This window comes from Guptibacillus hwajinpoensis (assembly GCF_020171785.1).
GTDB classification, from domain to species: Bacteria; Bacillota; Bacilli; order Bacillales; family Guptibacillaceae; genus Guptibacillus; species Guptibacillus sedimenti.
Genome location: NZ_JAIVAE010000007.1, coordinates 224,022 through 246,671, shown reverse-complemented (window position 1 = coordinate 246,671; position 22,650 = coordinate 224,022). Strand labels below are relative to the sequence as shown.

Below are 22,650 nucleotides of genomic sequence, written 5' to 3'. Positions count from 1 at the left end.
TAGTAAATTGCAATCATCACTCCCACCCCCTACTACTTCATTCTTTGTCATCATATTTGAGGATCAAAAAAGACATAGCCGTATGCGGCTATGTCTCATCCAATCATTGGACATAAAAAAAAGGGCACACGTCTAAGACGCGTGCCGATTCCTTTTTGTGACAAAGGGGTTACTTCTCTGGCAAAGTGCGTCTATGAGTACATGAAATTGGTTGGATTATACCTGTTAAAACATGTCTCATCACACACACTCTCCTTTACCGTTATTTTTCACTTTGTCATCGTAGCATAATTGTCACAATTTTGTCAATATTATTATTTACTTAATGGATTTACACTTTCTTCACCAGTTAATTCTGCAATCATTTCAACTAACAAATCAATTTCTTCCTGCATGTCTTTGAGACTAACTGTTTCAACTGGCGCATGCATATAGCGAAGCGGCAAAGATACGAGTGAGATCGGCACACCATATCCTGTTAAGCGAAGCTTATCAGCATCGGTTCCTGTCATTCTTGGTGTTAATTCATACTGAAGTTTAAGATCAAGCTTTTTTGCAGCCTTTTCGAGTAGTTGATTAATTTTAATATTAATTGGAGCACCTTTCGCAAGAACAGGGCCGCCCCCGAGATTAACCTCCGTGTGTTTTCTTGCATCAATGCCAGGATAATCAGAAGAAAATGTCACATCACAAGCAATGGCCATCGTTGGCTGAATTCCTGCACCGGCAAAGTATGCTCCGCCCATATTGGTTTCTTCGTTCACTGTACTAACTGCATATACACCTACTTTAGGATTTCGCTTAGCGAGTTTTCGTAGAACCTCTGCGACAATAAACGAGCCCGTGCGATTATCTAGACCTCTACCACTGATTCTGTCATTCAATAAGTGCTCAACTTCGCGTTTATAGACAGCTAGATCCCCTATCTGAACATACTTTTCAATCTCTTCTTTTGAAGTTGCTCCACAATCTATGTAAAGATCTTCGAAATTGAATTCTTTTGCTCCACCATGATGTTCAGCATTCACCCCAAATACTCCAGTTAAGTTTCCATGTGTGCCAAGGATGGTTACCTTCATTCCGATAGCAGGTTTATGACTAATCCCACCTAACTTTTCCACACGAATGAAACCATCTTGATCAATTTTCTTTACCATAAATCCGATCTCATCACAGTGGCCAGCAAGGAGAACTTTAAATTCTGCATTGGGATTAAGAACGCCAATGGCATTTCCTGCATTGTCTGTTTTCATTTCGTCCGCAAATTCCTTCACATACTCCATCCATTTATGCTGAATCTCCATTTCAGCTCCTGACGGTGAAGCAGTTGATAACAATTCCAATAAAAATTCCCGATTCATACGAAGCACCTCCGATTAGTTAATTAGTTCCTTTTTCATTGTATCTTACAGCTAGTCTTCATTCTAGTTTTGGATGCCAGCTCAATACAAAAAAGCACCCCGCATTTAGACGGGGCACCTCGCTATTTCGATTCTTTCAATAAAATTTCTTCCACTTCTTCTTTCGTTGGCAGAGCCGTCATAGCGCCTTTTGTTGCAGCTGCTAAAGCACCAGAAACGCTAGCAAATTGTGTCATTCGCTCGAGCTCTTCGCGCGATAGTTCGGTGAGAGAACCAACATATTCGTTAAAACCATGAAGGATGCCTGATACAAATGCATCGCCAGCACCTGTCGTATCAACCGCTTTTACTTTCATAGCAGGAACTCTGATTGAATAGTTAGGGGTAAAAACCAGACTACCTTCTCCGCCCATTGTAATGAAAATAACTGGGATACGATAGTGAGCCAATCTTTTAATTCCAGCTTCGACAGTTTCTTCACCAGTAATAAAAGTTAATTCTTCTTCAGAAAGCTTAAGAATGTCTGCCTCAGATAGCATGGAAACAATCGTTTCTCTTGCTCGCTCCTCACTCTCCCATAAACCAAGTCGTAAGTTCGGATCATAGGAAATAAGCAGTCCGTTCTCTTTTGCCTTCTCAACAGCTTTTTTAGTAGCTGTTCTAGAGGGTTCACTAATCATAGAAATGGATCCGAAGTGGAGAATGCGATGACGCTCAAATAACTGATCGCTTATTTCTTCTTCACTTAAGAAACGATCTGCACTTGGATTTATGTAAAAGTCAAAGCTACGTTCACCATTTTCGGCATTGGTCACAAATACAACGCCTGTGCGTGCAGATTCAGTTAGAATCATCGTCGAAACATCTACACCATAGTTCTTTAACGTTTCTTGAAGAAAACGTCCAAGCACATCATCGCCTACTTTTCCAAGAAAAGTGGAATTTACGCCTAGACGGGCAAGCCCAACTGCTACATTTGCCGGAGCTCCACCAGGGCTTTTTTGATACGTTAAATTGTCTTTGTCAAGAGGTATAAAATCAATTAATGCCTCCCCTAAACTAATGACACCTTTACTCATATCTACTTCCTCCTATGTCTATCAATTGTAGAGCTGCACCAAGGGTACAGCTTTTCCGTAATCATACCATGGCAAGGTAAAACACTAAAGAAGAAAACGTCATTACCCCATGATCTTCTTGATGATTTTCAGCCCGTTTTTGGCTGAGGGGTAACGGAAGGCGAAATCAAACTTCGTTGTTTGTTTTACAATGCTCTTCTCATGCGAGAAGGCTTGAAAGCTTGCTTTCCCATGATAACTCCCCGTACCACTAGACCCAACACCACCAAAAGGCAAGTAAGGAGAGACGATATGCATAAATGTGTCGTTCATGCACCCTCCTCCAAATGAAATGGCTGACGTTATTTCATCTTGTTTTTCTTCAGATTCAGAGAAAAAGTAAAGTGCGAGCGGTTTTGGACGGCGACGTACTTCGTTAATAACCGTTTCAAGTTCTGTAAATTCAAGCACAGGTAAAATAGGACCAAAAATCTCCTCTTGCATCACTGGATCTTCCCATGAAATATTGTCCATAATCGTTGGAGCAATTACCCGATCACTTGCTTTATGCTGTCCACCAATTAATACGTCTCCATCAGCTAAAAACCGTTTTAATCGGTCAAAGTGACGATCACTTACAATATGACCGTATTTTTCATCTGACAGTGGATCTTCTCCGTAGAATTCAATCAGCACATTGTTCATTTGTTCGATCAATGCTAGTTTTACGTCACTGTGGACATACAAATAGTCAGGTGCAATACATGTTTGACCAGCGTTCGTGAATTTCCCCCACATAATTCGTTTGGCAGCTAGAGCTAAATTAGCGTCTTTGTCAACAATCGCTGGACTCTTCCCTCCCAATTCAAGCGTAACAGGGATAAGTTGCTTTGCAGCCGCCTCCATCACAATCTTTCCTACAGCAACACTTCCTGTGAAAAAGATGTGATCAAATGGTTGTTTCAAAAGTTCAGTACTCGTTTCAACGCTACCTTCAATAACCACAATGTACTTTTCAGGAAAAACTTCTCGAATCATTTTACTAATAAGAGTTGAGACAGCAGGTGTTAATTCTGATGGTTTTAAGACGGCACAGTTCCCCGATGCGATTGCTCCAATAAGTGGAGCTAACTGAAGTTGAAATGGATAGTTCCACGGCGCTATAATTAACGTGACCCCGAACGGCTCACGGTGAATGACACTTTTAGAGCCAAAGTGAGTAACGGGTGACTTTACTTTCTCCGGTGTCATCCACTCTTTTAGGTGCTTAAGTGTGAACTTAATTTCCTCTAGAAGGAAACCAATTTCAGTTGTATAAGCTTCCCATTCTGATTTATGCAAATCATCTTTAAGCGCTTGTAAAATCTCAGGTTCATACTCTTTAATCACATCTCTTAACGTTTCAAGCTGTTTTTTTCTAAACGAATAGGATTTTGTTTCTCCTGTATAAAAATATTCTTTTTGCAGGCTTACTTTATTAGCAATATGCTCCATCTTATACTCTCCTCTTAACGACTTTATTGTTCTTTAGTTTAAACATTTAAACATAATATGTCAATCTTAAAACTCTTTTATAGGTTTATTTCTTCCTGTTTGAGGGGAAAACCTGCATAAAAGCAATACCTATAATCAACACTATACAAGGATGCAGTTAAGAAGGAGGCAATTTACTATCGAAACGCTCGGTCATCATATCATTGCTGAGATGTGGAATTGTAACAAAGAAAAACTAAACGATTTAGTGTATATAGAAGAAACATTCGCTAGTGCGGCTCTTGAAGCTGGAGCAGAAATAAGAGATGTTGTTTTCCACCCATTTGAACCTCAAGGTATAAGTGGGGCGGTAATTATCGCTGAATCCCATCTAACCATCCACAGTTTCCCTGAACATGGCTATGCTTCTGTTGATGTCTATACATGCGGAGATAAAATTGATCCTTCCGAAGCAGCGAATGCGATCGCAAGGTCTTTAGAAGCAAAAACCATTCACACAGTGAAAATTCCTCGTGGCGCAGGAGAAATTACCGTAAAAGAAATTGAAAAAAGTGGTGTAGAATCACAGTAATTGACTGTAGAGAGGCGTTTCCATACCGCCTCTCGATTATTGTTTTATTGTTGAATTTGTAACTTTTTATAGTGTGATAGCGCAAGTAGTGGCCATATCACTTCATAACTATGATACCTAATATAAAACCCACCTGGTAATCCCGCCCCTGTTGGATACATGCGTTCTTCCATATCAAATGATTTTTTGAGAAGGTAACCCACACCTCTAGATAATGATTCACCTGTTTCTTTACAAACGGATAAAGCATCAACGGCCCATGCTGTTTGTGATGGCGTGCTAACGTGTAAAGGAACGAATTTCTGTTGAATATCACTTTGACACGACTCTCCCCATCCCCCATCATGTCTCTGTATTTTCTTAAGAAACTGTATTCCTTTTCGAACAGGAATAAAATCAGATGGATAGCCAGCTGCCTTTAAAGCCGTTAACGCTGCCCATGTACCATAAATGTAGCAAATCCCCCATCTACCTCTCCAAGAACCATCGCTCTCTTGATTCCGAACTAACCAGTTTGTTCCCTTTCTAATGGAAGGATGATTACGGTTTAGTTCAGCATAATTACATAAAAACTCAACGGTTCTACCAGTTAAATCAGCCGATGAATCATCTGGAAAAGATGACCTTGCCCCGTCAATGGGTAAGTCTTTTAATAGAAAAGCCTGACGATCCGGTTCGAAAGCTGGCCAACCTCCATCCTGATTTTGCATGGCTAGAAGCCAATTGACTCCGTCATGCCAACGACTGGACTCATTTTTCATATCCTTCAACGCTCTTAACGCAACAGTTGTATCGTCTACATCTGGATGAGTTGTATTACCCTCAGAAAACCCCCATCCACCAGGGGCAATACCCTCTCTTGTAATCGCCCAATCCCCATACTTTGTCTGCTGATGTCTAACTAAATAATGGTTAGCCGCTCTAGTTGAAGGTACTGCATGAACTAAGCCAGCTTCTTGTATCGTGTAGGACAGAAGGGCAGTATCCCATATTGTTGAAGGTGAATTCTGAAGATGGGAATTAGAATCACAGAGCATTCCTTTCAGTCCATTAAAGGCACGTATAATAGAAGGAGCGTGTTTTTCATATCCTAGAGCCAACATCGCATAGATCATAAAAAAAGTAGCCGTTGCATAGTTCATCAATGTCCCATCTGATTCAATTCTTTGAAGCATGTATTGTTCCGCTCTCTTTCTTGCTTTATATAGCTGGTTTGATGGAAATTGACTCATAGCAGTCCATGCTTGTTTAATATCTTCTTTCATGGATCGATCTTCCAAAGTTAAATGCGTGAGATCTGGCGTCCATCTTGTTTTAATGGAATAACGAAGGTCCTGGCATAGAAGAATTGGTGCAAAATGCGCTCTTGCATAAGAACTTAAATCATAGAAAGAAACTGGTGAAGCCTTCGGAATAAGTAGAAAAAGCATCGGAATATGGAATAAGTGAGGCCAATTTAGATGACCGTTTAAGGCGAGGAAAATGGACGTCATCGAATCAACCCTTTCGATCCCACCCCATTTTTTAATATAGTGCTCTGCTTTTTTCATCTCACTATGTTTACAAGTCATCATCCCTGAATAAAGGAGACTATGGTAAGCCTGAACGGTAGCGGAAAGATTCCCCCGGTCGTCTTCATATAATTTCCAGTATCCTTCTTTAGATTGTTTAAATAGAAGTCGTTTCACAAGAGCCTCAAGCAATGATTTATCTGGAAGTTTAAGCATGCGTATTAAGACAATCATCATCGCATCCGTTAATAAACTATTCTCAAAACAAAAGTGAAAGGCACCATTCCCTTGTTGATGCCGTAATGCCTCACTTAATAGGTCTTCTATTTTTTCATCTACTTTCTTTTCTAGCATGGCGCTCCCTCCTCAAGTAGGCTACCGTATTGTATTCACGCTACCTTTCGGAGATTCTCACTAATAACTATTGTAAATTTTTTGAAACTTGTGTAAAATTCAAACGTATGTAAGGAACAAGGAGGAATAGAATGAAAAAAATAGGCTTTCCCATTCTCACTGGTTTTATCATTTTGCTTTTCGTTTATCTTCATCAGCTCTCCATTCTTCAAGAAAAACCGGCAACGGATTGGAGCAGGTCAGTCAATCTTGACGTAGCTGCAGAAGATAGTGAGATGTTTGTTCAACGTGAGGAAGATAGTAGCACTCTCTTTTTTAGCGGTGATCCCGTTCGAAAAGTGGTCGTGAACGAAAAGTTGGATACAACGACAGAAGAACTCAGCTATTCCATTCCAGACGGATATTCGTTTTATGTTGATGATCAGCAAGCGATTTACAAGAAGAATGATGAATTAATTTACGCAACAGACGAGAAAGAAACAAGCATTTTAAAGGAAATTGAAGGAATGAACGTATCAGAAAATGGCGTAATTGCGTGGTCACGGCACACCGCATACACCATTTCACCAGAAGGAAAAATTAAGTCAGAAATCGAACTACCTCAATACATAAAAAGCGGTACTTTAACAGAAGAAGGTTTGGCATTTCTTTATGTTCAAACGGATGATGTGAACCAGTTTCTAACACTTGATGCAGGTGAAGACCCAGTTGTTCTATATGAGACTCCACTTACATCAGGAGAAATTTACAGCAATCTTCAAATGATTGAACTCGATAACAAACTTACGTTCACCTATACCATTAGTGCAACGAGACAGGGTACACGAGTTGTAAATACGTACTTTGGAGAAAGTGTTGCTGGTAAGGAAGCTGACGTTCAGCTTTTGAAAATCCAAAATGCGGAAACTGGTGACAGGTTTGAGAAGCCAAACTACTTTTCATTAATCGAAAAAGACGGTGCGGCTCATCTTTTGTTTAGTTCGAACGGAGAAATTTCACCAAAACGTTCCGTCATTAGTATCTATGAAGCTTCGCAACAGGATGGCGAGTGGGTTGCCTCTCGCCGGAGTACGACAGAAGAGTTATCTATCCGCCCCATTGCAATTACCGATCAGTCTTTAGTCTGGATGGATCAAGAGAAAAACGAACTCGTCTTGCACGGCGCATCAACAGATCCTACCGTTGTGAAAAGCAGTAGCTCCATCTCGAGCGATGACTTAACGTATGCCCTTTACTATACGTTCACAGCAATTGTCGGTATGTTTGCGATGTTAGCCTTCTCATTTGGTTTTCTCATCCTTCCTGCCGTTGCATTAATGTACTTCTATTTCGCCAATACAACAGCAATTGAACAAGACAAAAAATGGGTTGAATGGACGATCATTCTTTTATGTGTTGCCTCTCAAATTATTTTCCTTCCGTCTATTCTTGATGGACCATTTCAATATCTAGCTCCATCTTACCTAACCTTTTCAGGAGCTTCATACGTCTGGCCGCTAATTATCTTTGTTGTATCTTATATGATTAGCCGCGTTGCTCAAGATCAAGAATGGACCATCATGCAGCGAACCTCCTATCAACTTGGATTAAATCTCGGCATGCTAATCTTCCTATTAGGACCTTATATCCTCTAACAAATAAAAAAGCATGTCCTCTGGCCAGAGGACATGCTTTTTTACTTTGCTTGTTCTGAAGCTTTATGATTTACAGCTAGTACCGCCTTGTGTAAAAGTTGACTAAATTCAGCATTTTCTAGAACGTCAAGTCCTGCAGCTGTCGCGCCGCCTGGCGTTGTGACTTGATCCCGAAGGTCTCCTGCCTTCCGCCCATCTTTAAGCATCGAAGCTGAACCAAAGATCATTTGCATCACGAGCTTTCTCGCCACTTCCGATGATAAACCATAGGATTGCGCCGACTTTTCTAACGCCTCAGCGAATTGGTAAACAAAAGCAGGGGCACTTCCCGTAACCGCTGTTAAGTCATGAATCTGTTCTTCTGATAGCTCTTCGGATTCACCAATAGCATCTAAAATTGTTTGTAGCACTTCTCGATGTTCTTCCTTTACCTCACTCCCGCAAGCAAACAGTGACATTGACTCGCCAATATCAGCTGCAGTGTTCGGCATAATCCACGCTGTTGGAACACCTGGCAAGGAAGCTTCTAAAATAGAAGGCCCAATCCCTGCAGCTACCGTAATGACAAAGTGATCGGTTACTTTACTAGAAAGTTCCTTAAGAACATTAGGATGAGCTGCAGGAGGCATTGCTAGTATCACAACATCATGGGTCGAAATAACCTCTTGCCATATACCTGTTTCCACGTTATATGTTTCTTTCAAATGAGTCAATCTCGTTTGATCAGACTGATTTGAAATCGTAATTTTACCAATCGTATCTGACTGCTTAAGTCCAGAAAAAATAGCCTCAGCCATTCGCCCTGCACCAATAAACAAGATATTCGGTTTTTTCAACATAATCCCTCCTCAATTTCCTTCTTAACTATATCAAAAGGTGTCTAAATAGAAAAACGCCGGCTAATCGCCGGCGTTTACCAGAACTTGTATCCAGGAGAACCTGGGGGAGCGTGTTCAATCATATGAATGACTGGTACGATATAAGCTACAAGGATAAGCACAGTTGCAATGCCAAGCCACAGCCGCCAATTTTCTAAAATGACTGGTGTCTTTTCTGCAGCCTCTGCCACTTCTCCAATCGGAAAATCTTCTTTTCCTTTTGGGGCAAAAAAAGCAAGATCTGTAATAATATAAATTAACAGTAAAATAGCTATAAAGAGAATGGAACCACCAACCGCCATTGTGACTTCATAAGGAATCCAGCCTAATGCATCAGGATGCTCTTGGTATGTCGTATAAGCTGTTCGTCTCGGTGCACCAAGCAAGCCAACGGTATGCATAGCCCCTGACATAAAGAACATGCCAACCGCCCATAGAATTGTTTGGAGATTTGCAATTTGATGCATTCTTCCTGTTAGTACGCGACCGGTAAGATGAGGGATAAGCCAATAGGCTATTCCAAAAAACGTAAGCGCCACGCTCGAAGCAACAGTAAGATGGAAATGCCCTGTAACCCACAGCGTATTATGAACAATCTGGTTCATTTGGTTACTAGCATTAATGATCCCTCCTGCACCTGCAGGAATGAAGATGAGCATACCAACCATAGGTGCAAAGAATCTTGCATCCTTCCATGGTAATGCACGAAACCAACCAAATAATCCTTTTGCTCCTTTTTTTCGTCCTGCTATTTCAAAAGTAGCAAACAGTGAGAAAGCAGTCATGAGAGAAGGAACGATAACCATGAACGTTAACACAACCTGCAAATACTTCCAAAACGGAGAGATTCCTGATTCAAGTAACTGATGATGAAAGCCAACAGGAATAGAAAACAGTAAGAAGAGCACGAAAGATAAACGAGCTAAAGAGTCACTGAAAATTTTCCCACCAATGATTTCTGGAATAATAACATACCAGCACACATAGGCAGGTAAGAGCCAGAAGTACACAAGTGGGTGACCAAAATACCAGAAAAGCGTTCGACTTAGTAGAATGTTAATCTCATCAACCCATCCAAATGACCATGGAATGAATTGAAAGATAACGGAAACGGCGACACCAATCGTAGCGACAAACCATAAAACCATTGTCATAACAGCCATAAAGCTAAACAAAGGTGAAATCTTCTTATGCGTTACCTTTTTCCAAATGTAATATTGATGGCACATCGCACCCCCCGCTAACCAGGTACCAACAATAAATAACGTAAGGCCAATATAGAACCATGGGGAAGCTTTTAAAGGTGCGTAGAAGGTATAAAGAACCGTCCCTTCATTTAAAAGAACCATCACTGTTGTAAGCGCCGTTCCAATTGTCATTACAATGTAACCAAGCCATCCCAACCGATAAGGTTGGTCATAGAATTTCCCCATTGTTCTGCTCATGCCGGCATAGAAAAACCCAATAATGAAATAAGTTGTAAATACAAGTGCAAGTAAAATACCGTGAGCGGTCAACAGCTGATAATAGCCTATCCCTGCAGGAAGTTGAATCGTTCCACTTCTAACTAGCGTTTGTAAAAGTCCTGCAATCCCACCTAATAGGACGGCTGCAAAAGCGATATACAAATGAGCCATACTAAGCTTTGCATCATTTCGATCGACTACTAATTCGTTTTTCATTTTATCACCTCCAGCGGCACACCCATGGCCTGGTGACCAACTCCACAATATTCATTACATAAAATAAGAAACTGTCCCGCTTCATCAAATGTATGAGTAATGGTATTGATATGACCTGGTGTAATCATCATATTCACATTCGTTTTCGGAATTTGAAATCCATGTACTACATCTTTACTCGTTACTTTAAAATGAACAGTTGCCCCTTCAGGTATTTTTATTTCATCGTTCGATTGAAATGTGAATGCTTGAGCAACCAGAACCAATTCATATTCATTCTCACCTATCTTTTTTAAGCCTGGGTCATCGAAAGGTGCCGTTAAATCGACTTGAGTTGGATCAAGAATCTCACTATCGCTTGGCGGTGTATGACCCATTGCGAAAGCGTTCACACCAATTACCATTAAAAAAAGAATCAGTGCTCCACTTCCAATCATAAGCCATAGCCTTTCTAATTTATGCATGTGCATGCTACTCTCCCCTCTCTCTCTAAAGACGAACCATATACAACCAGTAGACGCTAAACCAGGACAGGACAATAAATCCCCCAAGCAACATGACAGCAATCATCGTTCCTTTCAGGTTTGGTCCTTCCTTTGTCGTAACGACTTTTCGCACCGTTTCCTTTTTCTCCTCAAGAACCCCCATTGTTCCTCCTCCTTTGTATGCTCGGTATAGGTTTAGTTTAGGAGAATAAAAGGGTTTATTCTGTGACTTTACTCACAAAACAGTGAGAGGTTTTGGGTATGGCCAGTAAAATTTGAAATTGGACCATATAGTTTGCTTTTTAGCCAATAAAACCTCAAAAAAAAGAGTTCAGGACAACTCTCCTGAACTTGTTATAACCGACATATGTTTTTAGGACAGCCTTCACAATGACAAATTGCTTTTAGCTGTTCAAGATCTTTAATCATGATGGTGCCATTTTCGTAAGCAATGATGTTATCTTTCTTTAACTGATTTAACATGCGATTGACCGTTTCGCGCGTGGCGCCAATTAAATCAGCAATTTCCGTATTCGTGAACTTTGTAGTCATTCGAATGGTATTCCCTTCTTCAATACCGTAAGTGTTTGCGATTCGAATCAATGTTGAGGCAAGAGCTCCATGCTTTCCAAAAAACATTAAATCACGAAGTTTCGTCTGCGTAAAACGCTGCATATATCCCATCCATTTCATAAATTCAACCGCCAGGTCACCATTTTGCCAGAGGATTGTTTCAAGGTCTTTTTGTTGAATGACGCCAAGACTGCAATCTGTCATTGCTTCTGCACTAAAGCTATTAAGCACGTGGCTATCATCTCCAATTTCCCCAAAAAGATCGCCTGCCTGAAAGTGGTAGAGAACGAGGTCCTTCCCCTCATCCGAACTTTTCGTAAGTTTCACTGCTCCGCTTTTTAAATAATATAAATGATTGCAGTCGTTTCCTTCCCAGTAGATCTTTTCACCACGTTGCACCTGCTGTTCATACATTAACTCTTCTAATTTCACAAAATTTTCATTAGTAAAAGACTGTGTATTGTAACTCCCTTTATTCATCATCGCAACTGGACATGTAACCTTCATCGATTTCCCTCCTAGAACCTTTCTGTTGCTTTCATTATAAGAGTTCACTTCTCATTCAGGTGTGATAAACATCACACCTCGCCCGTTTTATTAATAAAGATGTGACATTCCTTACAGTCTACTTTTCAAATACCGGTTACATTTAAACTAACAAACGAATTGGAAGGTGAAGAGAATGCTAACTGGAGTTATTTTAGCCGGGGGACCAAATGAGTATATTTACGGTCGCCACAGATCCCTTCTACCACATCATGGTGAACCGCTTATTCAGTTTCAGATTAGAGAAATGCGTAAGATTGTTGATGAAATGATTGTCGTAACGAATACGCCTAGAGACTTATTGCCCTTCGTACCACCAGATACACGCATCATTACAGATTTTTTTCAAAACAAAGGTCCTCTAGGTGGTTTACATGCCGGGATTTCACTCGCTAGGACCGATGTGGTATGGGTCATCGAATCAGATAATCTTGCCCCGTCTACTCGCATCGCAGGTAGATTGATAAAAAACTTGTTGAAATTGGATGTAGACGGTGCTCTTCCTGTATTTAATGGTGTTCTAAAACCATTTGAAGGAGTTTACAGGACAAGCACAAAAACATGCCTAACTGGTTTACTTCAAGCAGGAGATACCACCACTTCCACTTTTCTAAAAAGCATTAATACTTCTTCAGTAGTCATTCAACCTGATATGCTCTCCCTCAAATAGACATGGTGACTTCACCATGTCTATTTGAATGGATCCTCTCTTTTTCAATGAACTCTCTACACAAATCGAATGGTCCTTTTTTCATCCACATGCTTTTCTTATGAAAAGGTGGTACGATAGCGATGATAACGCTTTAAGATAACTTACATATGGATATAGGTGAAAACAATGAAAAGAAGGTCGCTATTACTTATCATTCTTTTGATTTTTGTTGGAGGTGTCGTCTTTTGGCTATCCAGTCAAAAGGAAGATCCAAAGAACACATCAGATCTCCTTGCTTATCGAAACGTAACACAACACACTAATGATAGTACACTTGAAACTTCTTCTTTAACACTTGCAGCAATTGGAGATATTTTGATCCACGATCGCGTCTACGAAAAAGCAGGGGAAGCTGGGAAGTACAATTTTAATCCGATGCTTCAAAACGTACAAAATCAATTGCAAGATGCAGACATAACCATTGCCAATCAGGAAACAGTAATAGGTGGAACCTCAATTGGCCTTTCTTCCTATCCTTCTTTTAACAGTCCAACTGAAGTTGGCGATGCCTTAAAAATATCCGGAGTCGATATCGTCTCAATGGCGAACAATCATACATTAGACCGAGGAGAAAAGGCCATCCAAAATGCGATTCAACATTGGAAAAAAATCGGTATACTTTATACAGGAAGCTACTTATCCAAAGAAGATAGGAATCAAATTCGAACGATGGAACATAATGGCATTTCGTTAGCTTTTCTTTCTTATACTTATGGTACGAACGGTATACGTCCTCCGGCTAATAAGCCGCACCTCGTTAACTACATTGATAAAAGCGTGATGAAACAAGATATACAGAATGCCAAAAAGCAAGCAGATGGTGTCGTTGTAAGCGTACATTTTGGAAATGAATATGAACGCTACCCAAATAAAACACAATTGGAGCTAAGTTCATTTCTAGCTGAGTCAGGAGCTGACCTTATTTTGGGCCACCACCCTCACGTGCTTCAACCACTTGAATGGATTGAAACAAAAGACAAACGAAACGTACTCGTAGCTTATTCACTCGGTAATTTTTGGTCTGGCCAGAAGGATGATTACAAAGACATCGGCGGCATTTTGAAAGTGAAGTTTGCCAAAGAGCAATTTAGAGGAAAAACGACCTTTTCAATCACCTCTCCCTCCTTCACGCCAACGTATGTTGATCAGAACTATCACGTTCATCCTCTTATAGAAGCCAAGCCTGAGCGACTAGAGGAAATAAACAATCATATGAAAAAATGGATTCCAAGCCTAAAAGTCCCTAAACTCTAATAAAAGGACTACTCTCGTTAGAATAACGTCTTAACGAAAGTAGTCCTTTTATTATTTTTTTACGAAAGCGTGTACCCACCGTCTACGACGAGATTGTGTCCATTAATATAACTAGCATCCTCGCTAGATAAAAAGTATACGACTTTGGCGATTTCAAGTGGTGATCCAAATGAACCCCTTGGATGCTGTTGGAAAGCTGTCTGAAATACTTCTTCCGAACCATATAACTTTCTTGCAAGAGGAGTATCAATGGGGCCAGGAGAAATGACATTCACACGAATTTTTCGCTTCGCATAACGAATTGCCAATGATTTTGATAATGCTACTACCCCAGCTTTCGCAGCACTATATGCCGGGAGAGCTGAAGGGTATTTGAGTGTTCCCACAATAGCAGCATTGTTTACAATCGCTGAATTTTTATTAAAAAGTCTTTCACAATGATTCACCATATAATAGATTGACTTTAAGTTGGTCTGAAAAAGACGGTCCCATTCATCATCTGAAACGCGACTCAGAGGTCCGATCGCGACATCTGCTACACCAGCATTATTAAAGAGAACGTCTACTTTCTCATAGGTTGTCTTAAATTCTTCAACGAACTTTTTTACTTCGTTTTCTTTCCCAACATCGACTTGATAGAAGGTAATGGAACCCAATAGCTCTTTGCTACTTCGCTCTAGGCTTTCACCGCGTTCTTTTGAGCGTCCAAGCCCAAGAACACTAGCTCCTTTTTCTGCAAAATAGCGCGCTGTTTCTTGCCCGATTCCTGACGTTGCACCAGTAACAATCACGACTTTATCCATTTAAACCATCCCTTCTTTCTTTCCTATGTTAAGAGTACTGAAAGAAACGGCACGGTTCTAATTTGAATCGGTTATTAATGTGCTTAAAAAAATAATAGTCAGAAGCTGAAAACTTCTGACTAATTCGCAGCATCACTGCTATCATCCACACCATTCATAAATCCTTCCATATCACATAACTCGATGACAGACGGAGAAAGAGCCAACTTCTCTAATATCCCCGCATAATACTCTTGGTTAGTATCATTGATTAATGTCGCTAAAGCGGAACGAATTACTTCTGCTTCTCGATGCGTAATATTCACATGCATACCTTCTTCCACTTTTTTTCTTATTTTCTCCCTCCCTTATCATAATCATGTGGTTTTTCGCCAGAATAACAATGAGGTGAAGAAAATGAATAAAGGTATGAACCTGGCACTTTCAGCAATCGTCCTTGCGCAAGGACTAAAAATACTGACACATAAAGCAACATCAGGGAAGTGGGATTGGCGACCTCTCCTTCAAACAGGAGGAATGCCTAGTTCTCATTCTGCAGGTGTGTCAGCACTAGCTACTTACACAGCTTTAAAAACTGGTAAAGAATCGATCGAGACCGCTCTTGCGGTTGTTTTTGGAGTCATTGTTATGTACGATGCTCAAGGTATTAGACGACATACAGGTGAGATCGCTCGTCTTGTTAATGACCTTGATGAAGATTTTGAGCTCTTATCAGGACAATATCCCGATCTGTTTCATGCAAGGCGCGATGTAGAATTGAACGAATTACTTGGTCATCAGCCCGCTGAGGTAGCTGGGGGTGCCTTATTAGGCATAGCACTTGGATTTTTCGGGTATTTTTCAAAAAAATAACAAAGTTGCATTTGACATATGTAATCTAGCGTGTATAATGTGTAGTTGGGGTATCAATAAACCCGATATTAACAACTAGCTCCTTTAAAATAAGGAGAACTAAAATTCATAACTGGAAAGGTATGAACAGCATGATTCTAATTGGCTTGTATCAAGTTAATGGCCATACTACAATTGCTGTTGATCCTCCTCACTCACACTGGCGCGGCTTCGGAGCCGTAAGGATGGAAGAGAGGTAGGGCTTTCGTTGTTTGAGAGATCAACAGATCTCTATGGTATGTTTACCGCGGCAATGAAGGAGTTACTGTTAATAAATAACGATCGTTATATATAATGAAAGAGCGCATCAAAGCGATGCGCTCTTTGTCAATTTCATGGAGAAATTTTTTCGTTTTTTTGTGCAATGATATCCGCTATCACACCACCTGTATAAAGAATAGATGAAATGATGCCACTAATTCCAAATGCTCCGATTCCAATCAGCCAACGCATTGGATAAGGCTCTTCAATCGTAGCGTAATTCGGTAAGTTTTCTCCAAGTGTAATGCCAATAAAGAGCGCGGCGATGATTCCTGTAAGTAATGTATACACTGCCATTCTTCTAAGTAAGTATCCATTCATGTCCGATCCCTCCCTCTTGCTTGCTTATTCCCTCTCATGACCCAATAAAACATAAAGAGACGCAAGGAAAGAAGCAAACGAAAAGACATGGTTAGCATCCTGAGAAAATGACGACTATGTTAAAATAAAGATAACTTGATGAAATAGGCGTAGAAATTGAATATTTATCCTGCCTTGCAGGTTGAACGTATATGATAATAAAGGAGTAACAATATGACAATGTTTAATCAACACCCATTTCTTTCAGAAAACTGGCAAGCTGCCGGCTTTACAAATTTCTCAGATGTCCAAGAACAGGCAATTCCTCGTATCTTGAACGGTGAGGATTTACTTGTAGAAGCACCCACGGGTACCGGAAAGACGTTAGCTTACCTTTTACCTATTATGCAAAAGCTTGATCCAACTAAGAAAAATACACAGGCGATCGTACTTGCGCCAACTCGGGAACTTGCCATGCAGGTTTTTGAAGTCGCGCAAAAGTTCTTAAAAGGTAGTGACATGACAGCTGCTTCGATGATCGGGGGAGCTGCGATTAAACGCCAATTAGAGAAACTCAAAAAACACCCACAACTCATTGTTGGGACGCCAAACCGAGTGGCTGAATTGATCGATATGAAGAAACTTAAGATGAATGAGGTTACCAGCATCGTAGCCGACGAAGCCGATCAGGTTCTACACCCTTCTACAATGGAAGATGTTTCTTACATCTGTCAATCCGCCCTTAGAGACTGTCAGCTTCTTTTCTTCTCAGCTACTCTTAGCGATAAAGTACTCATGCAAGCGAAAAAGCTGTCTGATAACCCATCAGTATTAAGCATTAAAGCTACTGCTGAAGAGAAGAAAGCCATTGATCACAGTTATTACGTAACCAACCGTCGTGAAAAACCAGAACTACTTCGAAAGCTAGCACGTAAAGATGGTGTTAAAGCTCTAGCCTTTGTTAACAATAGCAACTATCTATCGCGTTTAAAGGATATTCTTGCAACTAAAAAAATTTCATTCGATGTATTGGATAGTTCCACAAACAAGACTGAAAGAAAGAATGTTCTAAATCGTTTTCGAAACGATCAGATTCAACTTTTGTTAACGACTGACCTTGCTGCAAGAGGTTTGGATATTGATAACATTACCCATGTCTTCCACTACGATTTATCTGAGGACGCAAGAACTTATCTTCATCGTTCAGGACGAACAGGCCGAATGGGGAAAGAAGGATCGGTTGTCACTCTACTACTTCCTGGTGAAGAGAAATACCTCGAGAAAATCACCCAAAAACTAGATCTTGAATTAACAAGAAAGAATGCGCCAGCTCCTAAATCTCGCAAGCGCAAGTAAAGCTTTACTACGCAACCTAAAAAGCTGCTCTCCATCACTTATGGATGAAGAGCAGCTTTTTGAATACAAATTTTCTCAATCTCCATTAAACATATCAAAGAGTCCTTTTGCCATACTACCTTCCCCTTTACTAGCACCTGGCGTTTGTGGCATTGCAGCAAATACGCGACTTGCTAAGCGACTAAACGGTAGTGATTGCACCCAAACCGTTCCTGGACCTCTAAGCGTTGCAAAAAACAAGCCTTCTCCACCAAACAACGCCGTTTTCACCCCTTTTACAAATTCGATGTTATAATCTACATCGCCTGTCATGGCTACTAAACACCCCGTATCAAGACGAAGCGTTTCACCTGGTTGAAGTACTTTTTTATGTATCGTCCCCCCAGCATGGACGAATGCTAAACCGTCTCCTTCAAGCTTCTGCATAATAAACCCTTCTCCGCCAAAGAAACCTGTACCTAACTTCCTTTGAAGTTCAATTCCTACCGATACCCCTTTCGCTGCAGCAAGAAAAGCATCTTTTTGGCAAATGATTTTCCCATCCCACTCACTTAAATCCATTGGGATAATCTTACCCGGATAAGGCGATGCAAAAGATACGTGTTTTTTCACTTTTCCTTCATTCGTAAAAGCCGTCATAAAGAGACTCTCGCCTGTAAGTACTCGTTTTCCTGCACTAAACAACTTACCTACTAAGCCACTTTGTCGTTCACTTCCATCCCCAAAAATCGTTTCCATTTCAATATGATCTTCCATCATCATCAGACTTCCCGCTTCGGCTACAACCGTTTCTCCTGGATCTAATTCTACTTCCACAAACTGCATATCATCCCCGTATAATTTATAGTCAATTTCGTGATTATTCATTTCATAATCCCCCTTTTTAATCATTGATTATGATACGGATGACCGCTAAATAGGTTTCAAAATTGATCGAAAAAAACCTGCTTTCTGAAGAAAGCAGGGAAAACAATTATTTGGTACGTGCCATTTCTTTTGTATCAAGTGGAACAACACGTTTAACGGTTCGACACACTTCTTCTATGTCAAACGGTTTTGCAAAATGAGTGATTGCACCAAGCTTCATAAATTCTTGTACGAGCTGTAACTCACCATAAGCCGTCATAAAGATAACTTGAACACCTTCATTAAGCTTTTTCAAGTTTTTAAATACTTCCAATCCGTCCATACCGGGCATTTTCAAATCGAGGATTACAAGATCGGGACATTCTTGTTTCACAAGCTCAATGGCTGTCATACCGTTCGCAGCTTGGAGCGTTTGGTACCCTTCTTTCTTAAATAGTTCGCTTAACAACACGCGAATGCCATACTGGTCGTCCACAATTAATATTTTCTTCATCGTATGCCCACCTTTTTTGCGATATAGTCTCATATCATGCGACTTCTTATCATTATTGTGCATCATCTAATCCCGAAAGGAAATAACTTCGTCGAAACTAGTCATGAGATTACAAATCTCGCACATTTTCGCCTCTCGAACTGTTCATTATTAAGAAATGTAAGCGTTTAATCAAAAACACAGGTTCTTTTTTACCATTTTATAACTTTTTAACCTTTAAGCTGTTTTATCTTTTAAAAGTGGGGAAAAGATAACTAGATTAAAATTAGGAGGGTTTAAAAAATGACTGGTCCCACGATTCAGACCATTAAAGAAATCGAGAACAAAGCGAAGAAAGAACAACTTGAAGCGTCTAAAGCTAGAAGCGTTGTCCGAGAAGCTACAAAAGTAAACTCGATCCACCCGTCCTAATTTCATTTTCGCGTAAAGCAGAGAGACCTTTTCTCTGCTTTTTCTATGACCAAAAAAAACCGCCAAGGCGGTTTTTTATTTTGAATCTTTATTATATGTTCTCTTTAACTCTAATTCGGCTGCTTCATCGAGGGTTTCAGGATGATCTGGATCTTTTTCAAGCGTACGTTCTACATCACGTTGAATCACATCGTTAAATGTTTCAGCACCTTCTGTTTCAACAATAATCTTTTCGATGTCCTTATTCACCACTGTTGAAGTTGGCACTTCTGTCTCGTCAAGCTCAGCTGCTCGTTTGATCGAATAGCCACTTACAAGTGTTTCTTCCTCTGGTTGTTCTGGTTGATTTGAATCACTTTTACGATTCTTTACTTTGCTCACAATATCATTCGACTTTGTTTTAACCGATTGTGCAAAAGCAGTGGATTTAACTTTCACATTACTAGACACTTCAACACTTTTGTCTTTCGCTTTGGTAACGCCGCCGCTAATATCATTTCTTAAGTCTTTCCCTGCTTTAGGAGCTAGCAATACTCCTGCAGCTGCTCCTACGACACTACCAGCTAAAGCAGCAATCGCTGGACCTTTAAACTGACTTTCTGACTTGATCGGATCGGAAGAATCAATGCGAATCACTTCTCTTGTTGAAGATGAATACCCTTCTGGTGCTGGTTCGTGTTCAACCTTTACATCATGGCTTGATTTAGACTCTTTCATATTTACCTTCCTCCTTAACAGCTTGTATGTTTGATTTTTTGATGCGATACTTCTCCCACATACTCAGTGCAGTACTTCCCCAATTCGCCGCTTCAGCTGCTTTTCCCTGCCTGGCTTCGACGCCTTTCTCAACTGATTTGCTTAATTTGGAAAAAGAACGGGATAGGTTTTGTAGAGATGCACCTGTTTCTTGAACAGATTTGAAAACGGGTGAGAATTGCCCAACTTTCGATTGTACTTCATCTGCAAGTACATTTGTTTTGTGCAACATCATTGTTGTTTCTTTCGATAACCCATCAATCTGTCCTTGCAGAGAATCAATCATTTCTGCTGTGTTAGAAAGTGTTTTTTCGGTTGACTTTAACACTTTAATTAAAAAGATGCTAAGTACAGCGAATACAATCGCGATAAGAGCAACTGCTAAATAAAGAATAAGTTCCATTACTATTCCTCCTACTTCTATTTGAATATAATTATCCATACCCCGAAGTAGGAAATGTAATCATGAAATTCATATGACAAACGTTTCGCTAATCCTTAAAAACCATTTCAATCATTTCATTTAGCTTTAAAAACAATGGAAATTCCGCTTCTTTTGCTGTAAGACCAGCTAACAAACTTACATAGATCGATTCATAATACCAGCGCTGCATTTCTTTTCCACGATTAAATCGCTCCCAAATTCGTTCACCTTCTGTCTCGTAATCATAATGGATTGTCGTTAAGTTATGGAGTTTATCTGCACAAGCAATTTGTTTTATTTGGAACGAAGCTGTTCTTATCGTATCTATCGTATGACTTTTTCTTTTTTCCCAACTAAGACTTTTATCAGGCTCTGAGCACCCTTCAACTAAATCTGCAATGATTTCACCGAACTCTTCTTTAACCATCTCATAAGTCATGGGGGTATCTTCGACCACATCATGGAGTATTCCTGCTGCAATGGCTTCTTCTGAGGCGCCTGCCTCTATTAAATAGAACCCTACTGTGACAGGGTGAGAAAAGTATGGCAATGTTGAGCCTTTTCTGTATTGCTTATCATGAGCGACTGCTGAAAATTCAACAGCTTTTTCAATTATTCTCATATCCAAACTCCTTTTCCTGGTTTTTTTTTAAGGAAAAACGCCGTCTATACGTTACCATTCGCCAAATCCATTCAATCGGACCGTAACGATATTTCAAAAGCCACCATCGACTAAATGCGATCTGCAACATGAAAATGCCCAGTAATAATAGAACGCCTGTGGTAACCTCAACTTCTCCATATAAACCCAAACCATAATTATAAAAAAGAAGCGTGCTTACAATTGACTGGGACAAATAATTTGTTAGCGCCATTTTCCCAACCCACTCAAGTGGCTTTAGCGTTTTTCCCGAATAGTAAATAAGAGCAATAGCCGACATATAAAAAAGAGAAACAAGCGGTCCACCAAGACTATCTTGAAGATGAGAAAATGCATAAGAATCAAATACAAAAGGCAAAATCTTTATAAAAAAGCCGATTGCTCCAATAAAAAACAATTTTTTCACTAATAACAAATTGTTCTGCTTCCCATTAAACCACCCTTCTTTCGCAAAAGCGGCACCTATTAGAAAGTAAGGGAAGATTGAAAATAAAAGAAATACACCATTTATCCCACCATTCACATAAGTCCAATCACTCACACGTTGATTTAAAATTTCCATATAGCTACCTGAGCCATAAATGAGAAGTGATTGTTGAATCGCGTCAGGATGATGCGATGTAAACTCATCTCCGTTAAATGGCAATAGTAATAAAAAGAAAATAATGGCATAAAACAGCCACATACTGATTCCAATTTGTAATAAAAGCTTCCCCTTTCGTTTGATAAAAAGAAGCAAGAAGAAACCACAAAGACTATAAGTAAATAAAATATCACCATGCCAGATCAATACGAAATGCATAACGCCAAGGACAAACAGGAAAACCAATCGCCTAACTATAACCGGAAGAAACCGGGTACTACGAGCAATCAAACGATTTTGTAGAATAATAAATCCATAACCAAACAAAAACGAAAATAAGGGATAGAAACTCGCTTGTGCGAGTACATCAATCACATTCATGGAGATTTGATTCCATTGATCCCCCCAGTAGCTCAACTGATCGATGTACATCCATGGTGAATGGAAATCAATCATGTTCACAAAAAAGATACCGAGTAAAGCGAGACCTCGCATCGCATCAATGGATTGAATTCTTTCATTCGTAGGAGTGGGGACTGCGGTTAATTTAGTCAACTTATTCCTCTTTTCATTCTAATGATATACCTCTAAAGAACTCGTTCCACATTAATCAAACTTAATCCTTCTTTAGCGATTCTATAAACGAAGCCGACTTAGTCAAATATTTACCACCGTACATTATTTTTATATAATTTAAGTAAAATCTACCAAGTTTGGTTAAATCTATTCTA

At 39.9% G+C, this 22,650-nt stretch carries 25 protein-coding genes; 7 read left to right on the top strand and 18 right to left on the bottom strand.

From position 1 onward, the window contains the following. Nucleotides 1–314: 314 nt before the first annotated feature. From LCL91_RS12095 to LCL91_RS12085, 3 genes are all read right to left on the bottom strand, one after another. A complete protein-coding gene (locus tag LCL91_RS12095; RefSeq protein WP_255640021.1) occupies nucleotides 315–1,361 on the bottom strand; it encodes a M20/M25/M40 family metallo-hydrolase in 1,047 nt (348 codons plus the stop codon). A gap of 122 nt (nucleotides 1,362–1,483) precedes the next feature. Then, a complete protein-coding gene (locus LCL91_RS12090) occupies nucleotides 1,484–2,440 on the bottom strand; it encodes an aminoimidazole riboside kinase (protein ID WP_224882688.1) in 957 nt (318 codons plus the stop codon). 102 nt (nucleotides 2,441–2,542) lie between these two features. Continuing rightward, nucleotides 2,543–3,913 (bottom strand): aldehyde dehydrogenase, encoded by a 1,371-nt coding sequence (locus tag LCL91_RS12085; RefSeq protein ID WP_224882687.1) that lies wholly within the window; start codon nucleotides 3,911–3,913, stop codon nucleotides 2,543–2,545. Between the two features lie 178 nt (nucleotides 3,914–4,091). Between LCL91_RS12085 and speD the strand changes: the two genes are divergently transcribed. Then, the gene (speD, locus tag LCL91_RS12080) at nucleotides 4,092–4,484 is read left to right on the top strand and encodes an adenosylmethionine decarboxylase (protein WP_098444647.1); all 393 of its coding nucleotides are present in this window, start codon (nucleotides 4,092–4,094) and stop codon (nucleotides 4,482–4,484) included. Nucleotides 4,485–4,528: 44 nt separating this feature from the next. Here the strand turns inward: speD and LCL91_RS12075 are convergent, their stop codons facing one another. Continuing rightward, complete coding sequence (locus LCL91_RS12075; RefSeq protein ID WP_224882686.1) at nucleotides 4,529–6,349, bottom strand: terpene cyclase/mutase family protein; 1,821 nt, start codon at nucleotides 6,347–6,349, stop codon at nucleotides 4,529–4,531. 131 nt (nucleotides 6,350–6,480) lie between these two features. Between LCL91_RS12075 and LCL91_RS12070 the strand changes: the two genes are divergently transcribed. Further along, nucleotides 6,481–7,983 (top strand): hypothetical protein, encoded by a 1,503-nt coding sequence (locus LCL91_RS12070; RefSeq protein WP_224882685.1) that lies wholly within the window; start codon nucleotides 6,481–6,483, stop codon nucleotides 7,981–7,983. A gap of 41 nt (nucleotides 7,984–8,024) precedes the next feature. On the opposite strand, the gene proC is transcribed toward LCL91_RS12070, so the two are convergent. From proC to LCL91_RS12045, 5 genes are all read right to left on the bottom strand, one after another. Beyond that, complete coding sequence (gene proC / locus LCL91_RS12065) at nucleotides 8,025–8,822, bottom strand: pyrroline-5-carboxylate reductase (RefSeq protein WP_224882683.1); 798 nt, start codon at nucleotides 8,820–8,822, stop codon at nucleotides 8,025–8,027. 74 nt (nucleotides 8,823–8,896) lie between these two features. Then, complete coding sequence (locus tag LCL91_RS12060) at nucleotides 8,897–10,543, bottom strand: b(o/a)3-type cytochrome-c oxidase subunit 1 (protein WP_224882682.1); 1,647 nt, start codon at nucleotides 10,541–10,543, stop codon at nucleotides 8,897–8,899. Beyond that, nucleotides 10,540–11,013 carry a cytochrome c oxidase subunit II gene (locus LCL91_RS12055; protein WP_224882681.1) on the bottom strand — a complete coding sequence of 158 codons (474 nt, stop codon included), beginning with the start codon at nucleotides 11,011–11,013 and terminating at the stop codon, nucleotides 10,540–10,542. The genes LCL91_RS12060 and LCL91_RS12055 overlap by 4 nt, the downstream gene beginning before the upstream one ends. Before the next feature lie 19 nt (nucleotides 11,014–11,032). After that, entirely contained in the window at nucleotides 11,033–11,191 is a 159-nt protein-coding gene (locus LCL91_RS12050) for a cytochrome c oxidase subunit 2A (RefSeq protein ID WP_098444652.1), read from the bottom strand. Nucleotides 11,192–11,382: 191 nt separating this feature from the next. Next, nucleotides 11,383–12,108, bottom strand: coding sequence for a Crp/Fnr family transcriptional regulator (locus LCL91_RS12045; RefSeq protein WP_224882680.1), 726 nt, complete (start codon nucleotides 12,106–12,108; stop codon nucleotides 11,383–11,385). Between the two features lie 175 nt (nucleotides 12,109–12,283). On the opposite strand from LCL91_RS12045, the gene mobA reads away from it, so the two are divergent. Then, complete coding sequence (mobA, locus tag LCL91_RS12040; RefSeq protein WP_224882679.1) at nucleotides 12,284–12,817, top strand: molybdenum cofactor guanylyltransferase; 534 nt, start codon at nucleotides 12,284–12,286, stop codon at nucleotides 12,815–12,817. Nucleotides 12,818–12,985: 168 nt separating this feature from the next. Continuing rightward, complete coding sequence (locus LCL91_RS12035) at nucleotides 12,986–14,113, top strand: CapA family protein (RefSeq protein WP_224882678.1); 1,128 nt, start codon at nucleotides 12,986–12,988, stop codon at nucleotides 14,111–14,113. Between the two features lie 59 nt (nucleotides 14,114–14,172). Here LCL91_RS12035 and LCL91_RS12030 read toward each other — a convergent pair whose 3' ends face one another. Then, a complete protein-coding gene (locus tag LCL91_RS12030; RefSeq protein WP_224882677.1) occupies nucleotides 14,173–14,916 on the bottom strand; it encodes an SDR family NAD(P)-dependent oxidoreductase in 744 nt (247 codons plus the stop codon). 119 nt (nucleotides 14,917–15,035) lie between these two features. Beyond that, nucleotides 15,036–15,221, bottom strand: a complete 186-nt coding sequence (locus tag LCL91_RS12025) for a hypothetical protein (RefSeq protein WP_224882675.1) — start codon at nucleotides 15,219–15,221, stop codon at nucleotides 15,036–15,038. 82 nt (nucleotides 15,222–15,303) lie between these two features. On the opposite strand from LCL91_RS12025, the gene LCL91_RS12020 reads away from it, so the two are divergent. Next, nucleotides 15,304–15,768, top strand: coding sequence for a divergent PAP2 family protein (locus LCL91_RS12020; RefSeq protein WP_224882674.1), 465 nt, complete (start codon nucleotides 15,304–15,306; stop codon nucleotides 15,766–15,768). Between the two features lie 372 nt (nucleotides 15,769–16,140). Here LCL91_RS12020 and LCL91_RS12015 read toward each other — a convergent pair whose 3' ends face one another. After that, nucleotides 16,141–16,389, bottom strand: a complete 249-nt coding sequence (locus tag LCL91_RS12015) for a hypothetical protein (protein WP_098444658.1) — start codon at nucleotides 16,387–16,389, stop codon at nucleotides 16,141–16,143. 213 nt (nucleotides 16,390–16,602) lie between these two features. On the opposite strand from LCL91_RS12015, the gene LCL91_RS12010 reads away from it, so the two are divergent. Beyond that, nucleotides 16,603–17,724 (top strand): DEAD/DEAH box helicase, encoded by a 1,122-nt coding sequence (locus LCL91_RS12010; RefSeq protein WP_224882673.1) that lies wholly within the window; start codon nucleotides 16,603–16,605, stop codon nucleotides 17,722–17,724. Between the two features lie 75 nt (nucleotides 17,725–17,799). Here LCL91_RS12010 and LCL91_RS12005 read toward each other — a convergent pair whose 3' ends face one another. Both LCL91_RS12005 and LCL91_RS12000 read right to left on the bottom strand, forming a co-directional pair. Continuing rightward, the gene (locus tag LCL91_RS12005; protein ID WP_224882672.1) at nucleotides 17,800–18,591 is read right to left on the bottom strand and encodes a TIGR00266 family protein; all 792 of its coding nucleotides are present in this window, start codon (nucleotides 18,589–18,591) and stop codon (nucleotides 17,800–17,802) included. Nucleotides 18,592–18,697: 106 nt separating this feature from the next. After that, on the bottom strand, nucleotides 18,698–19,084 hold the full coding sequence (locus LCL91_RS12000) for a response regulator (RefSeq protein ID WP_160918473.1): 387 nt from the start codon (nucleotides 19,082–19,084) through the stop codon (nucleotides 18,698–18,700). A gap of 282 nt (nucleotides 19,085–19,366) precedes the next feature. Between LCL91_RS12000 and LCL91_RS22050 the strand changes: the two genes are divergently transcribed. Then, complete coding sequence (locus LCL91_RS22050; protein WP_255461919.1) at nucleotides 19,367–19,495, top strand: hypothetical protein; 129 nt, start codon at nucleotides 19,367–19,369, stop codon at nucleotides 19,493–19,495. 75 nt (nucleotides 19,496–19,570) lie between these two features. Here LCL91_RS22050 and LCL91_RS11995 read toward each other — a convergent pair whose 3' ends face one another. The 4 genes from LCL91_RS11995 to LCL91_RS11980 all read right to left on the bottom strand — a co-directional run bounded on the left by LCL91_RS11995 (nucleotide 19,571) and on the right by LCL91_RS11980 (nucleotide 22,474). Continuing rightward, nucleotides 19,571–20,212 (bottom strand): YtxH domain-containing protein, encoded by a 642-nt coding sequence (locus tag LCL91_RS11995; protein ID WP_224882670.1) that lies wholly within the window; start codon nucleotides 20,210–20,212, stop codon nucleotides 19,571–19,573. After that, the gene (locus LCL91_RS11990; RefSeq protein ID WP_224882668.1) at nucleotides 20,199–20,654 is read right to left on the bottom strand and encodes a DUF948 domain-containing protein; all 456 of its coding nucleotides are present in this window, start codon (nucleotides 20,652–20,654) and stop codon (nucleotides 20,199–20,201) included. Before LCL91_RS11990 ends, LCL91_RS11995 begins: the two co-directional genes overlap by 14 nt. A gap of 88 nt (nucleotides 20,655–20,742) precedes the next feature. Further along, nucleotides 20,743–21,297 (bottom strand): HD domain-containing protein, encoded by a 555-nt coding sequence (locus tag LCL91_RS11985; RefSeq protein WP_224882666.1) that lies wholly within the window; start codon nucleotides 21,295–21,297, stop codon nucleotides 20,743–20,745. Then, nucleotides 21,284–22,474 (bottom strand): DUF418 domain-containing protein, encoded by a 1,191-nt coding sequence (locus LCL91_RS11980; protein WP_224882664.1) that lies wholly within the window; start codon nucleotides 22,472–22,474, stop codon nucleotides 21,284–21,286. The genes LCL91_RS11985 and LCL91_RS11980 overlap by 14 nt, the downstream gene beginning before the upstream one ends. Nucleotides 22,475–22,650: the final 176 nt, after the last annotated feature.